This window comes from Acidovorax sp. FG42, assembly GCF_057809195.1.
Window position 1 is genome coordinate 375,695 of record NZ_JBMDJM010000002.1, and the last position, 15,667, is coordinate 391,361.

Annotated in this window: 14 protein-coding genes; 11 read left to right on the plus strand and 3 right to left on the minus strand. The window is 64.6% G+C overall.

What is annotated here, in order from left to right; genetic code table 11:
- Window positions 1-155 precede the first annotated feature (155 nt).
- The 3 genes from ACODSM_RS04300 to ACODSM_RS04310 all read right to left on the minus strand — a co-directional run bounded on the left by ACODSM_RS04300 (window position 156) and on the right by ACODSM_RS04310 (window position 4,541).
- Window positions 156-1,739 (minus strand): alkaline phosphatase D family protein, encoded by a 1,584-nt coding sequence (locus tag ACODSM_RS04300; protein WP_488804427.1) that lies wholly within the window; start codon window positions 1,737-1,739, stop codon window positions 156-158.
- Between the two features lie 132 nt (window positions 1,740-1,871).
- Entirely contained in the window at window positions 1,872-3,407 is a 1,536-nt protein-coding gene (locus ACODSM_RS04305; RefSeq protein ID WP_488804428.1) for a GGDEF domain-containing protein, read from the minus strand.
- A 159-nt stretch (window positions 3,408-3,566) separates the two neighbouring features.
- A complete protein-coding gene (locus ACODSM_RS04310; RefSeq protein WP_274109002.1) occupies window positions 3,567-4,541 on the minus strand; it encodes an NADPH:quinone oxidoreductase family protein in 975 nt (324 codons plus the stop codon).
- A gap of 183 nt (window positions 4,542-4,724) precedes the next feature.
- Between ACODSM_RS04310 and surE the strand changes: the two genes are divergently transcribed.
- The 11 genes from surE to ispG all read left to right on the plus strand — a co-directional run bounded on the left by surE (window position 4,725) and on the right by ispG (window position 15,540).
- Window positions 4,725-5,513: a 5'/3'-nucleotidase SurE gene (gene surE, locus ACODSM_RS04315; protein WP_015013404.1), complete on the plus strand. Its 789-nt coding sequence runs from the start codon at window positions 4,725-4,727 to the stop codon at window positions 5,511-5,513.
- A complete protein-coding gene (locus tag ACODSM_RS04320) occupies window positions 5,513-6,295 on the plus strand; it encodes a protein-L-isoaspartate(D-aspartate) O-methyltransferase (RefSeq protein WP_116749444.1) in 783 nt (260 codons plus the stop codon). Before surE ends, ACODSM_RS04320 begins: the two co-directional genes overlap by 1 nt.
- Window positions 6,296-6,307: 12 nt before the next feature.
- Window positions 6,308-7,237, plus strand: a complete 930-nt coding sequence (locus tag ACODSM_RS04325) for a peptidoglycan DD-metalloendopeptidase family protein (protein ID WP_291441698.1) — start codon at window positions 6,308-6,310, stop codon at window positions 7,235-7,237.
- Window positions 7,238-7,242: 5 nt separating this feature from the next.
- Window positions 7,243-8,283 (plus strand): RluA family pseudouridine synthase, encoded by a 1,041-nt coding sequence (locus tag ACODSM_RS04330; protein ID WP_488804429.1) that lies wholly within the window; start codon window positions 7,243-7,245, stop codon window positions 8,281-8,283.
- Between the two features lie 148 nt (window positions 8,284-8,431).
- Window positions 8,432-9,181 (plus strand): SMC-Scp complex subunit ScpB, encoded by a 750-nt coding sequence (gene scpB / locus ACODSM_RS04335; RefSeq protein WP_488804430.1) that lies wholly within the window; start codon window positions 8,432-8,434, stop codon window positions 9,179-9,181.
- On the plus strand, window positions 9,181-10,743 hold the full coding sequence (locus tag ACODSM_RS04340; RefSeq protein WP_488804446.1) for a pseudouridine synthase: 1,563 nt from the start codon (window positions 9,181-9,183) through the stop codon (window positions 10,741-10,743). The genes scpB and ACODSM_RS04340 overlap by 1 nt, the downstream gene beginning before the upstream one ends.
- 83 nt (window positions 10,744-10,826) lie before the next feature.
- Window positions 10,827-11,252 (plus strand): nucleoside-diphosphate kinase, encoded by a 426-nt coding sequence (gene ndk, locus ACODSM_RS04345; protein ID WP_015013410.1) that lies wholly within the window; start codon window positions 10,827-10,829, stop codon window positions 11,250-11,252.
- A gap of 90 nt (window positions 11,253-11,342) precedes the next feature.
- Window positions 11,343-12,455, plus strand: a complete 1,113-nt coding sequence (gene rlmN, locus ACODSM_RS04350) for a dual-specificity RNA methyltransferase RlmN (protein ID WP_488804431.1) — start codon at window positions 11,343-11,345, stop codon at window positions 12,453-12,455.
- A gap of 34 nt (window positions 12,456-12,489) precedes the next feature.
- Window positions 12,490-13,326 carry a type IV pilus biogenesis/stability protein PilW gene (gene pilW / locus ACODSM_RS04355; RefSeq protein ID WP_488804432.1) on the plus strand — a complete coding sequence of 279 codons (837 nt, stop codon included), beginning with the start codon at window positions 12,490-12,492 and terminating at the stop codon, window positions 13,324-13,326.
- A complete protein-coding gene (locus ACODSM_RS04360) occupies window positions 13,319-14,260 on the plus strand; it encodes a helix-turn-helix domain-containing protein (protein WP_488804433.1) in 942 nt (313 codons plus the stop codon). Before pilW ends, ACODSM_RS04360 begins: the two co-directional genes overlap by 8 nt.
- Window positions 14,260-15,540 carry a flavodoxin-dependent (E)-4-hydroxy-3-methylbut-2-enyl-diphosphate synthase gene (gene ispG / locus ACODSM_RS04365; protein WP_488804434.1) on the plus strand — a complete coding sequence of 427 codons (1,281 nt, stop codon included), beginning with the start codon at window positions 14,260-14,262 and terminating at the stop codon, window positions 15,538-15,540. The genes ACODSM_RS04360 and ispG overlap by 1 nt, the downstream gene beginning before the upstream one ends.
- The last annotated feature ends 127 nt before the right edge of the window (window positions 15,541-15,667 follow it).

The window sequence follows — 15,667 nt, forward strand, 5'->3', positions numbered from 1 at the left end:
TATTTTGTGGTGGTAGCGCTAGTGCAATATGCCTGAGCAGCTATCAAAAAGATAGTTGTTACCGACCGTCAGCGGCTGTTCTCTGGCCATCTCTGAGCCCTGGTGCGGCATAGTGACAAGGGGCCCCCGGGCCTGGAGGCTTGCGCCACGCCCACTCAGGCTGCCTGGGGCCCCGCGCGGCCGTCTTCCACCACAAACCGGGCGAGCGTGGATGCGCTGCTGTCCGCGCGCAGCGGGTCGTCCACCACGCGCAAGGTGGTGGTCCAGCGCGCGGGGGTGATGTCGGCCAGGCCGTAGCCGCGCTGGTCGCAGCGTGCCAGCAGCACATGCGGGTTGTGGCGGACGATGGCGTCCACCTTGGCCTGTGTGGTGCCCGACCGCGAACAGATGGAGGTGCCGCAGAACTCGCTGGCTACCACGGCTGAATCGGCGCGCGCGGCGTCGGCATGCACACGGCAGACGTAGTTCTGGTGGATGTCGCCGCCCAGCAGCACCGTATTGCGCGGCGTATGCCGGGCCACCGATTGCAGCAGGCGCTGGCGTGCGGCGGGGTAGCCGTCCCAGGCGTCGGTGGGCACAGTGCCGGAGGGGTAGTGGCGCGGCGAGAAGAGCGTCTGCTGTGCGATCACGCTCCAGCGCGTGGCCTGTGCGCTTGCTGTGTCGGCGGCCAGGCCTGCGTCCAGCCAGCGCTCTTGCGCACTGCCCAGCAGGCTGCGCTGTGGCTGGGCCAACTCGGCGCAGTCGGCGGGGCGAACGGTGGGAGCGCTGCTGGCCTCGGGCGTGCGGCAGGCTTGCCAGCTGCGGTACTGGCGGCTGTCGAGCAGGTGGATGTGCGCCAGCCGGCCCCAGCGCAGGCGGCGGTAGATTTGCAGCGTATCCCAGCCGGAGGTGGACGCGGGGCGCTGAAGGCTGGCCGCGCGCAGCGGCATGTTTTCGTAGAACGCCTGCCACGCCGCGCTGCGCTGGGCCAGAAAGGCGGCGCTGCCCGCAGCCTCGCCGCGGCCTGCATCGGCGGCGTAGTCGTTTTGCACCTCATGGTCGTCCCACGTCACGGCCCAGGGGCAGGTGGCGTGGGCCAGCTGCAGAGCGGGGTCGCTTTTGTGCAGGGCGTAGCGGTCACGGTAGTCGGCCAGCGTGGTGGCGTGGCGCAGGCTGTGGGTGCGCGCCAGGTCTGTGGTGGCTTTGGGGGTGGCGTATTCGTAGATGTAGTCGCCCAGGAACAGCACCAGGTCCGGCTGGTCGGCGGCCAGATGGCGCCAGGCCGCGTAATGCCCATGCTCCCAGCGCTGGCACGAGGCAAACGCTACCCGCAGCGCCCCTGGCAGGTCACCCACCGCCGGCGCGGTGCGCGTGCGGCCTGTGGCGCTCACCGCGTCGCCCAGCATGAAGCGGTAGTGGTACCAGCGCGCGGGTTGCAGTCCTTGCAGCTCTACATGCACGCTGTGGCCCAGCGCGGGCAGCGCGGGGGCCTCGCCCTTTTGTACGATCTGGGCAAAGCCTGCGTCGTGTGCCACCTCCCACCGCACGGTGTGTGTGGCCAACATCTGCGCCGGATCAGTCAGTGCGAGCCGCGTCCACAGCACCACGCCATCAGGCGCCGGGTCGCCGCTGGCGATGCCCAGGGCAAAGGGGTTGTTTTGCAGCGCGGGCGGGGTGCTCCAGGCCCAGCGGGGGAGGGTGGCAGCGGAGGCAGCCAGGGCTGCATTGCGCAGGAACTGCCGTCTTTGCTCGGATGTCAATTCAGCTGCCCTTTGCGTCGGGCGCCGTGCTCAGAAACTGACGCAACCCAGACCAGTGGCTGCCGCGCAAGGGCCGCCCCGCCGCGCTGGCGGCGTCCCCCTGCCCGCAGCGCCTCAGGGGGGTGTTCCTGCTCAAGCCGCCATCACCCGGTTCTTGCCCGAGCGCTTGGCGAGATACATCGCCTGGTCGGCCCGCACGATGGCGTCGGTGGCGCTCTCGCTGTCACTCAACTGGGCCACGCCCGCGCTGAAGGTGATAAGCACCTTCTCGGTGCCTTGCAAGAAGAAGCGCGTGGTCAGCTCGCGCTGCAAGCGGGTCATGGCCGCAACGCCGGCTTCGACCGTGGTGTCGGGCAGCACGATCACGAACTCTTCGCCGCCATAGCGGGCCAACAGGTCCTGCGGCCGCATGACTTCGCGCGTGACCTGTGCCAAGTGCACCAGGGCTGCGTCGCCCCCGGCATGGCCCAGCCGGTCGTTGATGGTCTTGAAGTTGTCCACGTCTAGCAGTGCCAGGCACAGTGACGAGCCCAGGCGGCGGGCGCGAGCGATCTCGCGTTCCACCGCCTCGTCCAGGCCCTTGCGGTTGAGGCTGCCGGTCAGCGGGTCGTGGCGCGCCTGCGCGCTGGCGCGGTCCAGTTCTTCCTGCAGCTTGGCGACCTCGGCGCGCTTGGCCTCGGTGCGCTCGCGCAGGTCTTGCAGTTCGTCGTGCGTCACGCGGCTGTCCAGCGCCATGGCGCGGGTGGCGCTCATCACTTCCTGCAGCACCGGGGCGATCTCCTGCAGGGTGCTGGCCTTGCCGATCAGGTCGGCGCAACGCTCCATGGTGCCCTGGTAGCTGGTGCTGGATGCGGTGATGCGCGCCAGCCGCTCGATGAAGGTGGCCAGCATTTCCTTCATCTGCTCTTGTGCCTCCAGCGACCGGGCCTTGGCTTCGGTCTGCTTGAAGATCACGTCCTTGAGCCGGCGCTGCACATCGTCCAGCCGCCGCAGCGTCAGTGGCGGGGTCGAGGCACTCATGAGCGCCTCGGCCTGGCCCTGCAGCCAGCGGTCGTCCACGCTGAGCACGGCGATGTTCTCGAAGATCATGTGCAGCAGCTCCAGCAGGCTGGTGCGGATGGAAGCTTGTTCTTCGGTGGCGAACGACAGGCGGTAGCTGAAGTTGCCGAGCATGAGCTGGGCGGTGCTTACCAGCGGGGCGGGCTCGCGCAGAAAGGTGATGAGCTGCTGGGCCATGTCGATGACGCGGGGGTCGTCGTCGCCCAGTGCGGGCAGGGTGTTGTCGATCAGGCGGGCCAGGGCCTCGGCAAACTCGGTGGGCAGTTCGCCCAGCGCGGTGGGGGCATCTGCCACCTCGATGGGTTTGGACGCCGTGGCCGGGTGCAGCCCCAGGTTGGCATAACCCACCATCACGCTTTGCAGCGACGTCCAGTCCTTGGTAATGATGGCGCGTTCGAACTGTCCCAGCAGGCGCTTTTGCGCGGGTGTCTGGCCGGGCAGCACCCGCTGGATGCTGCTCAGCGGCCCTTCCGGGAACGGCTGCGGGCTGCGGATGCCCGCTATTTCATCGTAGATCGCGAGGTAGTTGTCTGGCGTCGGGGCCAGTCGGCGTGCGGCCAGTTGTTTGAGCGTCTCGCGCGCGATCTCGGAAGGTGGTCGGTCGGCCATGGAGGGGCACCAGTGTCAGGGGGGCTGGAATGCGCAAGTGTGACACAGGCAAGGCCTGGAAGGGGCTGGCATACCGCGCCACACGGGTATGCCAGCCGGGACCGTGGCGGCGGCCTTGCAGCGGGGCCTGCCGTACGTTCCGAGGGGGGCAGCCAGCCGTCAGTTCACCATGACCAGCTTGCCCATCACGCCGCGTGAGCCCATGTGCGCGTAGGCAGCGGGCAGTTCGGCCATGGGCATGGTGCGGTCGATCACGGGCTTGATCTTGCCCTGGGCGTACCACTGGGCCAGCTCGCCCATCATGGCGGCGTTGGCCTTGGGTTCGCGCTTGGCAAAGTCGCCCCAGAACACGCCGACGATGGACGCGCCCTTGAGCAGCGCCAGATTGAACGGCAGGGCCGGGATGGGGCCGGATGCAAAGCCGACCACCAGATAGCGGCCGCGCCAGGCGATGGAGCGGAAGGCGGGCTCGGCAAAGTCGCCGCCCACGGGGTCATAGATCACATCGGGGCCCTTGCCGTCCGTCAGGGTCTTGATGGCCTCGCGCAAGTTGTCCTTGCTGTAGTTGATGGTCGCGTCGGCCCCGATGGAGGTGCACAGCGCGCACTTTTCGTCGCTGGAGGCCGCAGCGATCACGCGTGCGCCCATGGCCTTGGCGATCTGGATGGCCGCCGTGCCCACGCCGCCGGCAGCGCCCAGCACCAGCACGGTCTCGCCCGCCTTGAGTTGCGCGCGGTCCACCAGTGCGTGGTGCGACGTGGCGTAGATCATGATGAAAGCGGCCGCATCGACATGCGAAAAGCCGTCTGGCAGGGGCATGCACAGGGCGGCGGGGGCGATGGTGTGGGTGCCGAATCCACCGGTGCCCGACAGGCAGGCCACGTTCTGGCCGACCTTGAGGTGCGTGACGCCTTCGCCCACAGCGGCCACCACGCCCGCGTATTCCGAGCCGGGCACAAAAGGCAGCGGCGGCTTCATCTGGTACTTGTTCTGCACGATGAGCAGGTCGGGGAAGTTCAGGCTGGCGGCCTTGATTTCGATGAGCACCTCGCCCGCCTTGGGGGTGGGGGTGGGCAGCTCCGTCCAGGTGAGCGCTTCGACGCCGGTGGGGTTGGTGCAAAGCCAGGCATGCATGGGGAAGTCTCCTGTCGGTCGGTCTTGTCAATGATGGCCCGCATGATAGGTGGGACGCCGGTGTGCTGGATGTCCCACGAGCGACGGGCCCCGGGGTGCCGTCGGTGCAATGTGGTCAACGGGCGTCCCTCCGCGGTGCAGCAGTCCAGCCACCTACAATCCGTTGCAACCGCTACCCAGACCATGAAGATCCTGATATCCAATGACGACGGCTTCCAGGCCCCCGGCATCGTGGCGCTGCATGATGCGCTCAAGACCCTCGACGGGGTCGAGGTGGAGGTCGTTGCGCCAGAACACAACAACAGTGCCAAATCCAACGCGCTGACGCTGCATTCCCCGCTGTACGTGCACAAGGCAGCCAACGGCTTTCGCTACGTGAATGGCACCCCGGCAGATTGCGTGCACATTGCGCTGACCGGCCTGCTGGGCTACCGGCCCGATCTGGTGGTGTCGGGCATCAACAACGGCGCCAACATGGGCGACGACACCATCTATTCAGGCACGGTGGGGGCGGCCATGGAGGGGTATCTCTTCGGCATTCCGGCCATTGCGTTCTCGCAGGTGGACAAGGGATGGGCTGAGCTGGAGGCCGCTGCGGCCAAGGCGCGAGAGCTGGTGGCGCAGATGCGTGCGCAGCAACTGGTCAACGAAACCCCCTGGCTGCTCAACGTGAACATCCCCAACATGCCGCTGGAGGCCTTGCGCCCTGCCAAGCTTTGCCGCCTGGGGCGCCGCCATGCGGCAGAACGGGTCATCGTGCAGGAAAGCCCCCGGGGCGAAGCCATGTACTGGATCGGCGGTGCCGGTGCCGCCAAGGACGATGCCGAAGGCACGGACTTTCACGCCACGGCGCAGGGCCATGTGTCCATCACGCCCCTCAAGGTGGACCTGACCGATCACGACAACCTCGGCTACTGGGCGCAGACCGCCGCCCGGTTGGCGACAGGGGCGGCTGCCGCCCCTGGGGCGTGATGCAGCGCCGCCCAGGGTTCCCGGCCAAGCTGCCGGTGTCGGGCAACGCCGCCGCGGGCAAGCCGGTGACGGCGCCTCCGTCTGTTGCTCTGCGCAAGCCGGCCGTCGCCCCGGCGCCCGCCGGGGTGGGGCTGGACTCGTCGGCTGTCCGTGCCCGCATGGTGCAAAAACTGGCGGCGGGCGGCATCACGTTGCCCCCCGTGCTGCAGGCCATGGGCGCTGTAGAGCGTCACCGGTTTGTGGACAGTGCACTGGTCAACCAGGCCTATGAAGACACCAGCCTGCCGATAGGCTTGGGCCAGACCATCTCCAAGCCCAGCGTGGTGGCGCGCATGTGCGAGCTGCTGCTGGGGGCCGAGAGCGCACGCCATGGCGGGCTGGGCCGTGTGCTGGAGATTGGCACGGGCTGCGGCTACCAGGCGGCCGTGCTGAGCCTACTGGCCCGCGAGGTGTACACGCTGGAGCGCCTGCGCGGCCTGCACGACAAGGCGCGTGACAACCTGCGGCCGTTCCGCCTGGCCAATGTGCATCTGCTGTTTGGTGACGGCATGCTTGGCTATGCCAAAGGTGCTCCGTACGCGGCCATCATCGCGGCGGCCGGCGGCGATGCCGTGCCGCTGGCGTGGTGCGACCAGCTGGCCGTGGGGGGGCGTCTGGTAGCGCCCATGGCGCTGTCGGGCGGGCAGCAGATGTTGCTGGTGATCGACAAAACCCCGCACGGATTGAAACAAAACGTGCTCGAGCCCGTGCATTTTGTCCCCCTAAAATCGGGGATTGCGTAAAGGGAATTGCTTATGTTCGTATCGCGTGGTCTTGTGGTGGGTTTTACCGTGGCAATGGCGGGTCTGGTGCTCTCCGGCTGTGGCACCCGCATGAACAAGGCTCCTGTGGAAGATCGGGGCACCTCTTCGTCGACTTCCGCGCCCGCCCCCGCAGCCCAGCCCGGCGTGGTGGTGGCCACCCCCATCAAGCCGCTGCCAGGAGCCGAAAACGCTGGCAAGCCTGGTTACTATACGGTCAAGCCTGGGGATACCCTGATTCGCATTGGCCTGGAGTCCGGGCAAAGCTGGAAAGACATCGCCCGCTGGAACAATCTGGAGAATGCCAACCTGATCGAAGTCGGTCAGGTGCTGCGTGTACTGCCACCTTCTGCAGCCCCGGCGGCTGTGGCGGCTTCCGAAAATGGCGTGGTGACACGCCCGGTCACGTCTTCTTCCGTCGCGCCTGCCAGCACGCCGGCTGCGGCGCCTGCATCGGCCGCCAGCGGCGCCAAGCCTGCGGCTTCTGCCGCGTCGGGCACGGTGGTGGCAGTAGCTCCTGCTACGCCCGCGCCTGCGGCAGCGCCAGCAGGCGAGGACGAGCTGGCATTCATCTGGCCTGCGTCGGGTTCGCTGATCGCTGGCTTTGACGAGGCGCGCAACAAGGGCTTTGACATTGCCGGCAAGGCAGGCGACCCCGTGCTGGCGGCGGCGGATGGCCGCGTGGTGTACGCAGGTGCAGGCCTGCGCGGCTACGGCAACCTGATCATCCTGAAGCACAACAACACCTTCCTGACCGCCTACGCGCATAACCAAACACTGCTCGTCAAGGAAGATCAGGCGGTGCGCAAGGGCCAGAAGATCGCCGAAATGGGCAACACCGACGCCGACCGCGTCAAGCTGCACTTTGAAATCCGCCGGCAGGGCAAGCCGGTCGATCCCACGCGCTATCTGCCCTCCCGTTGAGGCCGATGGCGGATCACTCGCCGGGCGGTGGTCCGGACGCTCCCGAGACGACCGGGCAGGAGGGCGACTCCCTCCTGCTGGCCGATGAGTCGGAAGCCCTGGCTGACGCGGACAGTGAGCTACGTGCCTTGCAGATGGGCCCTGGCCAGCACGCAGAGCGGCTGGACCGCGCGCTGGTGGAGCTGGTTCCTGAGTTCTCCCGCAGCTATCTGCAGCAATTGCTGGCCCAGGGGCTGGTCAGCCTGAATGGCAAGCCCGCTCTCAAAGCCGCCGCGCGGGTCAAGGCCGGCGACCAGGTGGTGCTGGAAATGCGGCCCACGCTCCAGAGTCAGGCCTTCCGGCCCGAGCCCATGGCGATTGATGTGGTGTACGAAGACGAGCACCTGCTGGTGGTGAACAAGCCTGCAGGTTTGGTCGTGCATCCTGCGCCCGGCAACTGGAGTGGCACCCTGCTCAACGGACTGCTGGCCCGCGACGACAAAGCCTTGCGGGTCCCCCGTGCGGGCATCGTGCACCGTCTGGACAAGGACACCAGTGGCCTCATGGTGGTGGCCCGGGACCGCGCGTGCATGGACGCCCTGGTGGCGTTGATTGCCGAGCGCAAGGTCAAACGCCAGTACGTGGCCATGGCTCATGGTGCCTGGACAGGTGCCCCCACCCGCTCGGTGGACGCACCCATCGGGCGAGACCCTCGCAATCGTCTGCGCATGGCGGTGGTGGACTTGGCGGTGCACCCGGGCAAAACCGCTCGGACGGATTTCCTGTGTCTTGAAGGCGGTGAACGAGGGTGCTGGGTGCAATGCACCTTGCACACCGGGCGCACGCACCAGATCCGTGTGCACATGGCGTCTTTGCGTCATCCCTTGGTGGGCGATACCCTGTATGGCGGTGCGCCCGTCGGAGCCTTGCAACGCCAGGCCCTGCACGCCTATCGTTTGGCTTTCGCGCATCCGGTCACGGGAGAGTCTTTGGAGTTCCGTGCCCCCGTACCCGACGATATGCGCCAGGCGCTGTCAGAATGGGGTCTCGGCTACAATGCGCCGTAAAAGGCCGTGACGGCCCCAGCCCGCAGCCGGAATCCCGCCGGGCTCTACCCAACGCATCAGCGCCATTGCGCGGTGCACCAATGATTGCCCCTGCTGTTGATGTGACACCCGTTGCAACGCGTGGCACTTTTCCAGGAATCGCTGAACCATGAACACGGTGGATGCCAAGAGGGTCCTCGAAACTGCGCTGATCTGCGCGCAGCAACCCGTGCCTGTGCGCGAGCTGCGGGTGCTGTTCAATGATGCGCTGGGGTCCGACACCCTCAAGGTGCTGCTGCAGGAATTGCAGCTTGATTGGGCGCAACGCGGCGTAGAGCTGGTGCAGGTAGCGACAGGGTGGCGATTTCAGAGTCGCCCCGAAATGCGGGAGTATCTGGACCGGCTGCACCCCGAAAAGCCGCCACGCTACACCCGTGCCACCATGGAAACCTTGGCCATCATTGCCTACCGGCAACCGGTCACGCGTGGGGATATTGAAGACATTCGCGGTGTGACGGTCAACAGCCTGATCATCAAGCAGTTGGAAGATCGGGGTTGGGTGGAGGTCATCGGCCACCGCGAAACGGTGGGGCGTCCGGCGCTGTTTGCCACCACCCGTCAGTTTCTGGACGATATGGGCTTGCAGTCCCTGGACCAACTGCCGGTGCTCGACGACCCGACAGGCAATGCCAATGTGCTGGAAGCCATGGCCGCTGTGACCCAGGAAGCCATGGATGTCGAACCCGATCTGCTGGCGGCTTTGCCCCAAGATGCTGGTTTGCAGCCGTCTGTGGAGGTTGCCGAGGTGGTGCCGGATGCGGGCGCTGTCCGGCCCGTGGATGATTTTTTTCAGGATGTGGAGATGGATCTCCATGACGACGATGTGGATGCCCCGGGTGGTATCCAGGGAAATACTTGATGAACGACTCGACTTCCGAAAAGCCGGCAGATCTGCCTGGGTTGAATACCGCCGACGCGGAGCCTGTTGCCAAGAAGCCTGCCGCCAAGCGGGCTCCCCGCAAAAAGGCGGTGGCTGCCCCTGCTGAGGTGGCGGCGCCTGAGGCCGCGACTGCTGCGCAGGTGGGTGCACCAGACCCTGTGGTCGAAGCCCCCGCGCCTGAGGCTGCTGCGGTTGAGGCACCGGCAGTCGCTCCGGAGTCGCCCGCTGCGGATGTGGCAGCGGTCGTGGGTGACGGCAGTTCGGAGCAACGGGAGCGTGGTGCTCGGGGAGAGCGCCGCGAGCGGCCCCCTCGCTCTGAAGGTGCGGGGCGCGACAAACGCAAGGCCGCGCCGGTAGTGGAGGGTTACCAGTTCGAAGACGTGGTGTCCGGTCGTTTTGACGAAGAGGACGCGTCTGCAGATGCAGTACCGCCAAAGCGCGTGCTGCTGCCGCAGGTTGAAACCCCCAAATTGCACAAGGTGTTGGCCCAGGCGGGTCTGGGTTCGCGCCTTGAAATGGAACAGCTGATTCTGGAAGGGCGGATTTCGGTCAATAACGAGCCCGCTCACATTGGTCAGCGCATCCAGTTTGGTGATCAGGTCAAGGTCAACGGCAAGCCGATCCGTTATCGCATCGACCCACCCCCAGCGCGTGTGATCGCGTATCACAAGCCGGTGGGCGAAGTCGTGACCCATGACGATCCTCAAAACCGACCCACCGTATTTCGCAAACTGCCCCGGCTCATGCAGGGCAAGTGGCAGTCGGTTGGGCGTCTGGATCTGAATACCGAAGGTCTCCTGCTGTTTACCAGCTCAGGGGAGTTGGCCAACAAGCTGATGCACCCCCGCTTCGGGCTGGAGCGTGAGTACGCCGTTCGGGTGCTGGGTGCTTTGAGCAATGAGGAGAAGCAAAAGCTGCTGGACGGTGTGCGCCTGGACGACGGCATGGCATCTTTCGGCTCCATCGAAGACGGCGGTGGCGAAGGGTCCAATTGCTGGTACCGAGTCACCATCTCCGAAGGCCGCAACCGAGAAGTGCGTCGCATGCTGGAATCGGTGGGTCATGCGGTCAGCCGCCTGATCCGCATTCGCTATGGCGCCATGGTGCTTCCGCGCGGTCTCAAGCGCGGAGCCTGGCTGGAACTCGACGAGAGTGATATCCGCGCCTTGGTGCAGGCCGCGGGGGCTGGCCGCCCCGAGTCGGGGGAGGGGCGTCCGGAAGGTGCGGCTGGTGGTGCGCGCAATGGTAAGTCGCGCAACCGTGGTCGTGGCGGCCCACGGGGTGATGGTTCGCGCCGCGACATTCCCCAATCAGCAGCCCCTGGCGGCCCCCGTGGTCAGAAGCCGCGCCGTGATGGTGGTCCAGGTCCGGCCCGTGGCAACAATGCGGCAGGCGGAGATCGCCAGCGGGGAGGCGCAGCCCAGCCCGATCCGATGAAGACCTCGGTGGGTTACATCGGTATGGACAGCCTTTCACGGCACCGCCAGGACAAACGCCGTCCGGGTGGTGGTGGCCCTCGGCGTGGCGGAGGCGGGCGCTGAGCGCCACTCCCGTCACACTCCCCGGTTAGAATCGAGGGCTTTGTCCGGTGGACAAACGAATCACAGCAACAAAGGAAATCAACATGGCAATCGAACGCACTCTCTCCATCATCAAGCCTGACGCAGTCGCCAAGAACGTCATCGGCCAGATCTACGCCCGTTTTGAAGCCGCTGGCCTCAAGATCGTGGCGGCCCGCATGGCCCACCTGTCGCGCCTGGAAGCCGAGCAGTTCTACGCAGTGCACAAAGAGCGTCCTTTCTTCAAGGACCTGGTGGACTTCATGATCTCGGGCCCCGTGATGATCCAGGCCCTGGAAGGCGAGAACGCCATCCTGAAGAACCGTGAACTCATGGGCGCAACGGACCCCAAGAAGGCTGAAGCCGGCACCATCCGTGCAGACTTCGCAGACAGCATCGATGCCAACGCAGTGCACGGCTCCGACGCCGCTGAAACCGCACAAGCCGAAGTGGCATTTTTCTTCCCCGGCCTGAACATCTACTCGCGCTGAGATGTCGACGCTCCCCATGCCCGCACCCGCCTCGGTGGGAATTCCGTGCCATGGGGGTAGCTGTGCCTGGTCTACGGTGGGTTCGGCACCATGAGTACGAATCTGCTGGAATTCGATCTGGACGGCTTGGCTGCGTTTTGTGAGCGGCTGGGGGAAAAGCGCTTTCGCGCCACCCAGCTGTTCCGCTGGATACACCAGCGCGGGGCCAGTGATTTTGACGCCATGAGTGACTTGGCCAAGGCCTTGCGCGACAAGCTCAAAGGCTGTGCTCGGGTCGAGGCGCTTCCCGTTATCTCTGAGCACGTGTCTTCAGATGGCACGGTCAAGTGGCTGTTTGATGTCGGTGATGGCAATGCGGTGGAAGCCGTGTTCATCCCCGAGGATGATCGCGGGACGCTCTGTGTGTCATCCCAGGCTGGCTGCGCCGTCGGTTGCCGTTTCTGCTCGACGGGTCATCAGGGTTTCAGTCGCAATCTGACGACGGGTGAGATCGTTGCCCAGCTGTGGTTTGCAGAGCATTCGCTGCGCAAGCGCCTGCAGACCGAGGAGCGTGTGATCTCCAACGTGGTCATGATGGGGATGGGAGAGCCGCTACAGAACTATTCGGCACTGGTCCCTGCGCTCAAGGTCATGCTGGATGACCACGGCTATGGCTTGTCACGCCGCCGCGTGACGGTGTCCACGTCGGGCGTGGTGCCCATGATGGACCGTCTTTCGCAAGATTGCCCTGTGGCGCTGGCGGTGTCACTGCATGCGCCCAACGACCCGTTGCGCGACAACCTGGTGCCGCTCAATCGCAAGTATCCGATCAGCGAGTTGCTGGATGCTTGTAACCGCTACTTGCAGCATGCGCCCCGTGATTTCATCACCTTCGAATACTGCATGCTCGACGGCGTCAACGACCAGGTGGAGCACGCGCGCCAACTGATCGAGTTGGTCAAGCGCACTGGTATTCGCTGCAAGTTCAATCTGATTCCTTTTAATCCGTTTCCCGCATCAGGGCTGTTGCGGTCTCCGCACAATCAGGTGCAAGCCTTTGCAAAGTTGCTGAGTGACGCGGGCATCATCACCACCGTGCGCAAGACGCGAGGGGATGACATCGACGCGGCATGCGGTCAATTGGCGGGGGACGTCAAAGATCGCACCCGTGCCGCAGAGCGCATGGCAAAGCAGCGCACAATCGTGCTCAAACCGGTGACTTGATCAGGCTAGTTAGCAAACTTCAAGGAGGCTCTACATGGCGGGAATGGTTGGACGCTGGCGGCAGATTGGCCGCTGGACACTCACGGCATGCAGTGCGGTGGTTTGCATTTGGGCGCTTCAGGGGTGTGCAAACAACACTTCTTCGCCTGGAGTCAGCGACGCCGATGCCGGTCTGGTAACACCGTCCGATGAGCCAGAGTCGCGGCGCCGCGCGCGCATTCGGCTGGAGTTGGCTTCCAACTATTTCGAACTGGGGCAGACAGCGGTGGCTTTGGATGAGGTCAAGCAGTCTCTGTCCGCAGATCCTTCTTACGCGGATGCCTTCAACCTGCGTGGTCTGATTTACATGCGGTTGAATGACTATCCGCAGGCGGAAGACAGTTTTCGCCGCGCTTTGTCGCTGCGCGCAAACGACGCCAACATACTGCACAACTATGGCTGGCTGATGTGTCAGCAGCAAAAGTATGCAGAGGCTGACGCATATTTTTCGCGTGCCATAGCCAACCCCGCCTATGCAGCGCGTGGCAAAACCTGGATGGCGCGTGGCCTGTGCCAGTCGGGAGCAGGACAGTTCCCTGAAGCGGAGCAGTCTCTTCTGAAAGCTTATGAATTCGATGCGGCGAACCCGGTGGTCGGTTACCACTTGGCAGCGCTTTTGTTGCGTCGCAATGAGCTTTCTCGTGCGCAGTTTTACATCCGGCGGCTCAACAACAGTGATTTTGCAAACTCCGAATCTTTGTGGTTGGGCATCAAGGTGGAGCGGGCTTTGGGCGACGTCGTGGCAATGAGGCAACTGGCGGCTCAGTTGCGCAAGCGTTTCCCGGATTCCCGGGAGTTGAGTGCATACGAACGCGGGGCTTTCAATGAGTGAGGTGGTGGAGAGTGGAATGACGGCGGGCGGTTTGCTCAAGGAAGCCCGGCAGGCGGCCGGCATGCACATCGCGGCCTTGGCTGTGGCGCTGAAGGTGCCCGTGAGCAAATTGGAGGCGCTGGAGGCAGACAACTACGCGGTGTTGCCTGATACCGTCTTTGTGCGTGCCCTGGCGTCGAGTGTGTGTCGCACCCTCAAGATAGACGCGGCGCCGATTCTGTCGTTGTTGCCCCAGAGTCAGAGCCCCCGGTTGTCTGTGGACAGCGCCGGCATCAATGCGCCTGTGAAGGGAAGTGCTGGCAAGTCGTCCGCATCTTCTTCCGCATCGTTTGCGGGCTCGGGTTCTGGCTCGCGCTCCATGGTCTTGGTGGTCCTGGCACTTCTGGTGGGGGCGGTCGTGCTGTTTTATGTCCCGCGGCATTCCGCCTCTAGCGATGCGGTAGATCCTGCGCCGGTCGCGGTGCCAGATGCTTTGCCTGCAAACACTTCCGAGGCTGCGCCTCCTGTATTGGCAGCGCCATCGGCGACAGAGCGCCCCGCTGATTCATCTGCTTCTGCGGCGCCCGCCGCTGCGGTGGCAGCTTCATCGCCCGTGCCCGCTACCCCTTCCGTTGCAGCATCTCCTGCGCCTGCTGCAGCGGCCAGTGGCGCGACGACGAGTAACGTATCTGCTGCTGATGGCGCGGCAGGTGCCGCCGCCGGCCCGCTTGTATTGCGTGCGCGCAGCGCGTCGTGGGTGCAGGTCCGCGATGCCAATGGAGCCCTGGCGCTGCAACGCAACCTGGCGGCCGGAGAGACGGTGTCGGTGTCAGCGCCCACACCTTTGGCGGTGATTGTGGGACGCGCGGACGCCACCGAGGTGACTGTGCGTGGAAAGCCGTTTGATCTGACGGCTGTTGCCCGTGAAAACGTAGCGCGTTTTGAGGTGAAGTAGTGCAAAACTCCCCGCATGATTTTGGGCCGATAGCGATTGCCTCGCCCTTGCCTCGGCGCTCGCGTCAGGCCAAGGTTGTCTGGGGTTCACGTGTGGTGACGGTGGGCGGGGATGCCCCCGTGCGCGTGCAGTCCATGACCAACACCGATACCGTCGATGCCATCGGAACGGCGATTCAGGTCAAGGAACTCGCCCAGGCGGGCTCGGAGTTTGTCCGCATCACGGTCAATACCCCCGAGGCGGCTGCGGCGGTGCCCTACATCCGCGAACAGCTGGACCGCATGGGTGAAAGTGTTCCGTTGGTTGGTGATTTCCACTACAACGGCCACCGCCTGCTCACCGAGTTTCCCGACTGTGCCCAGGCCTTGTCCAAGTATCGGATCAACCCTGGCAATGTGGGCAAGGGGGACAAGCGCGACAAGCAGTTTGGCCAGATGATCGAAGCAGCCATGCGATGGAACAAGGCTGTGCGCATTGGTGTCAACTGGGGCAGTCTCGACCAGGAACTGTTGGCCGAGCTGATGGATACGAACAGCCGTCGCAGTATCCCCTGGGAGGCTCGTCAGGTCATGTACGAGGCTCTCATCACATCGGCCATTGAATCTGCGCGTCGTGCGGAGGCCATGGGGATGGACGGCAACCAGATCATCTTGTCGTGCAAAGTCAGCGGAGTGCAGGATCTGATTTCGGTGTACCGCGAGTTGGCACGCCGTTGCGACTATGCTTTGCACCTGGGCCTGACCGAAGCGGGTATGGGTACCAAGGGAACGGTCGCTTCGGCGGCCGCTTTGTCCGTGCTGCTGCAAGAGGGCATTGGCGACACGATTCGTGTGTCGTTGACACCCCAGCCCGGTGAGGCGCGTACCCAGGAAGTGGTCGTGGCATCTGAAATCTTGCAGGCCTTGGGGATGCGGGTTTTTGTGCCCAGCGTTACCGCTTGTCCTGGATGTGGCCGTACCACCAGCACCACTTTTCAGGACTTGGCCAAGCAGATTGACGATTTCCTGCGGGCACAAATGCCTGTGTGGCGTGTGCGATATCCGGGCGTGGAGACGTTGCGGGTGGCGGTCATGGGTTGCATCGTCAACGGCCCGGGTGAAAGCAAGCACGCGGACATCGGTATCAGCCTTCCGGGCACGGGAGAGGCGCCAGCCGCCCCGGTCTTTATCGACGGGGAAAAGGCAATGACCCTGCGCGGCGACGACATTGCCAATGAATTTCATCGCATCGTCGAGCAGTACATCGAAAAGCGTTTTGGCGCTGGAGTCGCTGCTGCTTGAACGATGGCGCTGCCATGGCCTGTCCTGGAATGTATTCAGGAACAGGGCCAGAGCAGTTTTGGTTAGTTTCTGCAAGACATAGAAAAGAAGCGCTGTGAGCAACGAAAAAAGCACCCCCTCGCCCAAG

Coding starts and splice junctions, on each gene's coding strand:
- scpB (WP_488804430.1), top strand. CDS start 8,432: ATGAACACGGTGGATGCCAAGAGGGTCCTCGAAACTGCGCTGATCTGC.
- pilW (WP_488804432.1), top strand. CDS start 12,490: ATGGCGGGAATGGTTGGACGCTGGCGGCAGATTGGCCGCTGGACACTC.
- ndk (WP_015013410.1), top strand. CDS start 10,827: ATGGCAATCGAACGCACTCTCTCCATCATCAAGCCTGACGCAGTCGCC.
- ACODSM_RS04325 (WP_291441698.1), top strand. CDS start 6,308: ATGTTCGTATCGCGTGGTCTTGTGGTGGGTTTTACCGTGGCAATGGCG.
- ACODSM_RS04360 (WP_488804433.1), top strand. CDS start 13,319: ATGAGTGAGGTGGTGGAGAGTGGAATGACGGCGGGCGGTTTGCTCAAG.
- ACODSM_RS04330 (WP_488804429.1), top strand. CDS start 7,243: ATGGCGGATCACTCGCCGGGCGGTGGTCCGGACGCTCCCGAGACGACC.
- ACODSM_RS04305 (WP_488804428.1), bottom strand. CDS start 3,407: ATGGCCGACCGACCACCTTCCGAGATCGCGCGCGAGACGCTCAAACAA.
- surE (WP_015013404.1), top strand. CDS start 4,725: ATGAAGATCCTGATATCCAATGACGACGGCTTCCAGGCCCCCGGCATC.
- ACODSM_RS04340 (WP_488804446.1), top strand. CDS start 9,181: ATGAACGACTCGACTTCCGAAAAGCCGGCAGATCTGCCTGGGTTGAAT.
- ACODSM_RS04310 (WP_274109002.1), bottom strand. CDS start 4,541: ATGCATGCCTGGCTTTGCACCAACCCCACCGGCGTCGAAGCGCTCACC.
- rlmN (WP_488804431.1), top strand. CDS start 11,343: ATGAGTACGAATCTGCTGGAATTCGATCTGGACGGCTTGGCTGCGTTT.
- ACODSM_RS04320 (WP_116749444.1), top strand. CDS start 5,513: ATGCAGCGCCGCCCAGGGTTCCCGGCCAAGCTGCCGGTGTCGGGCAAC.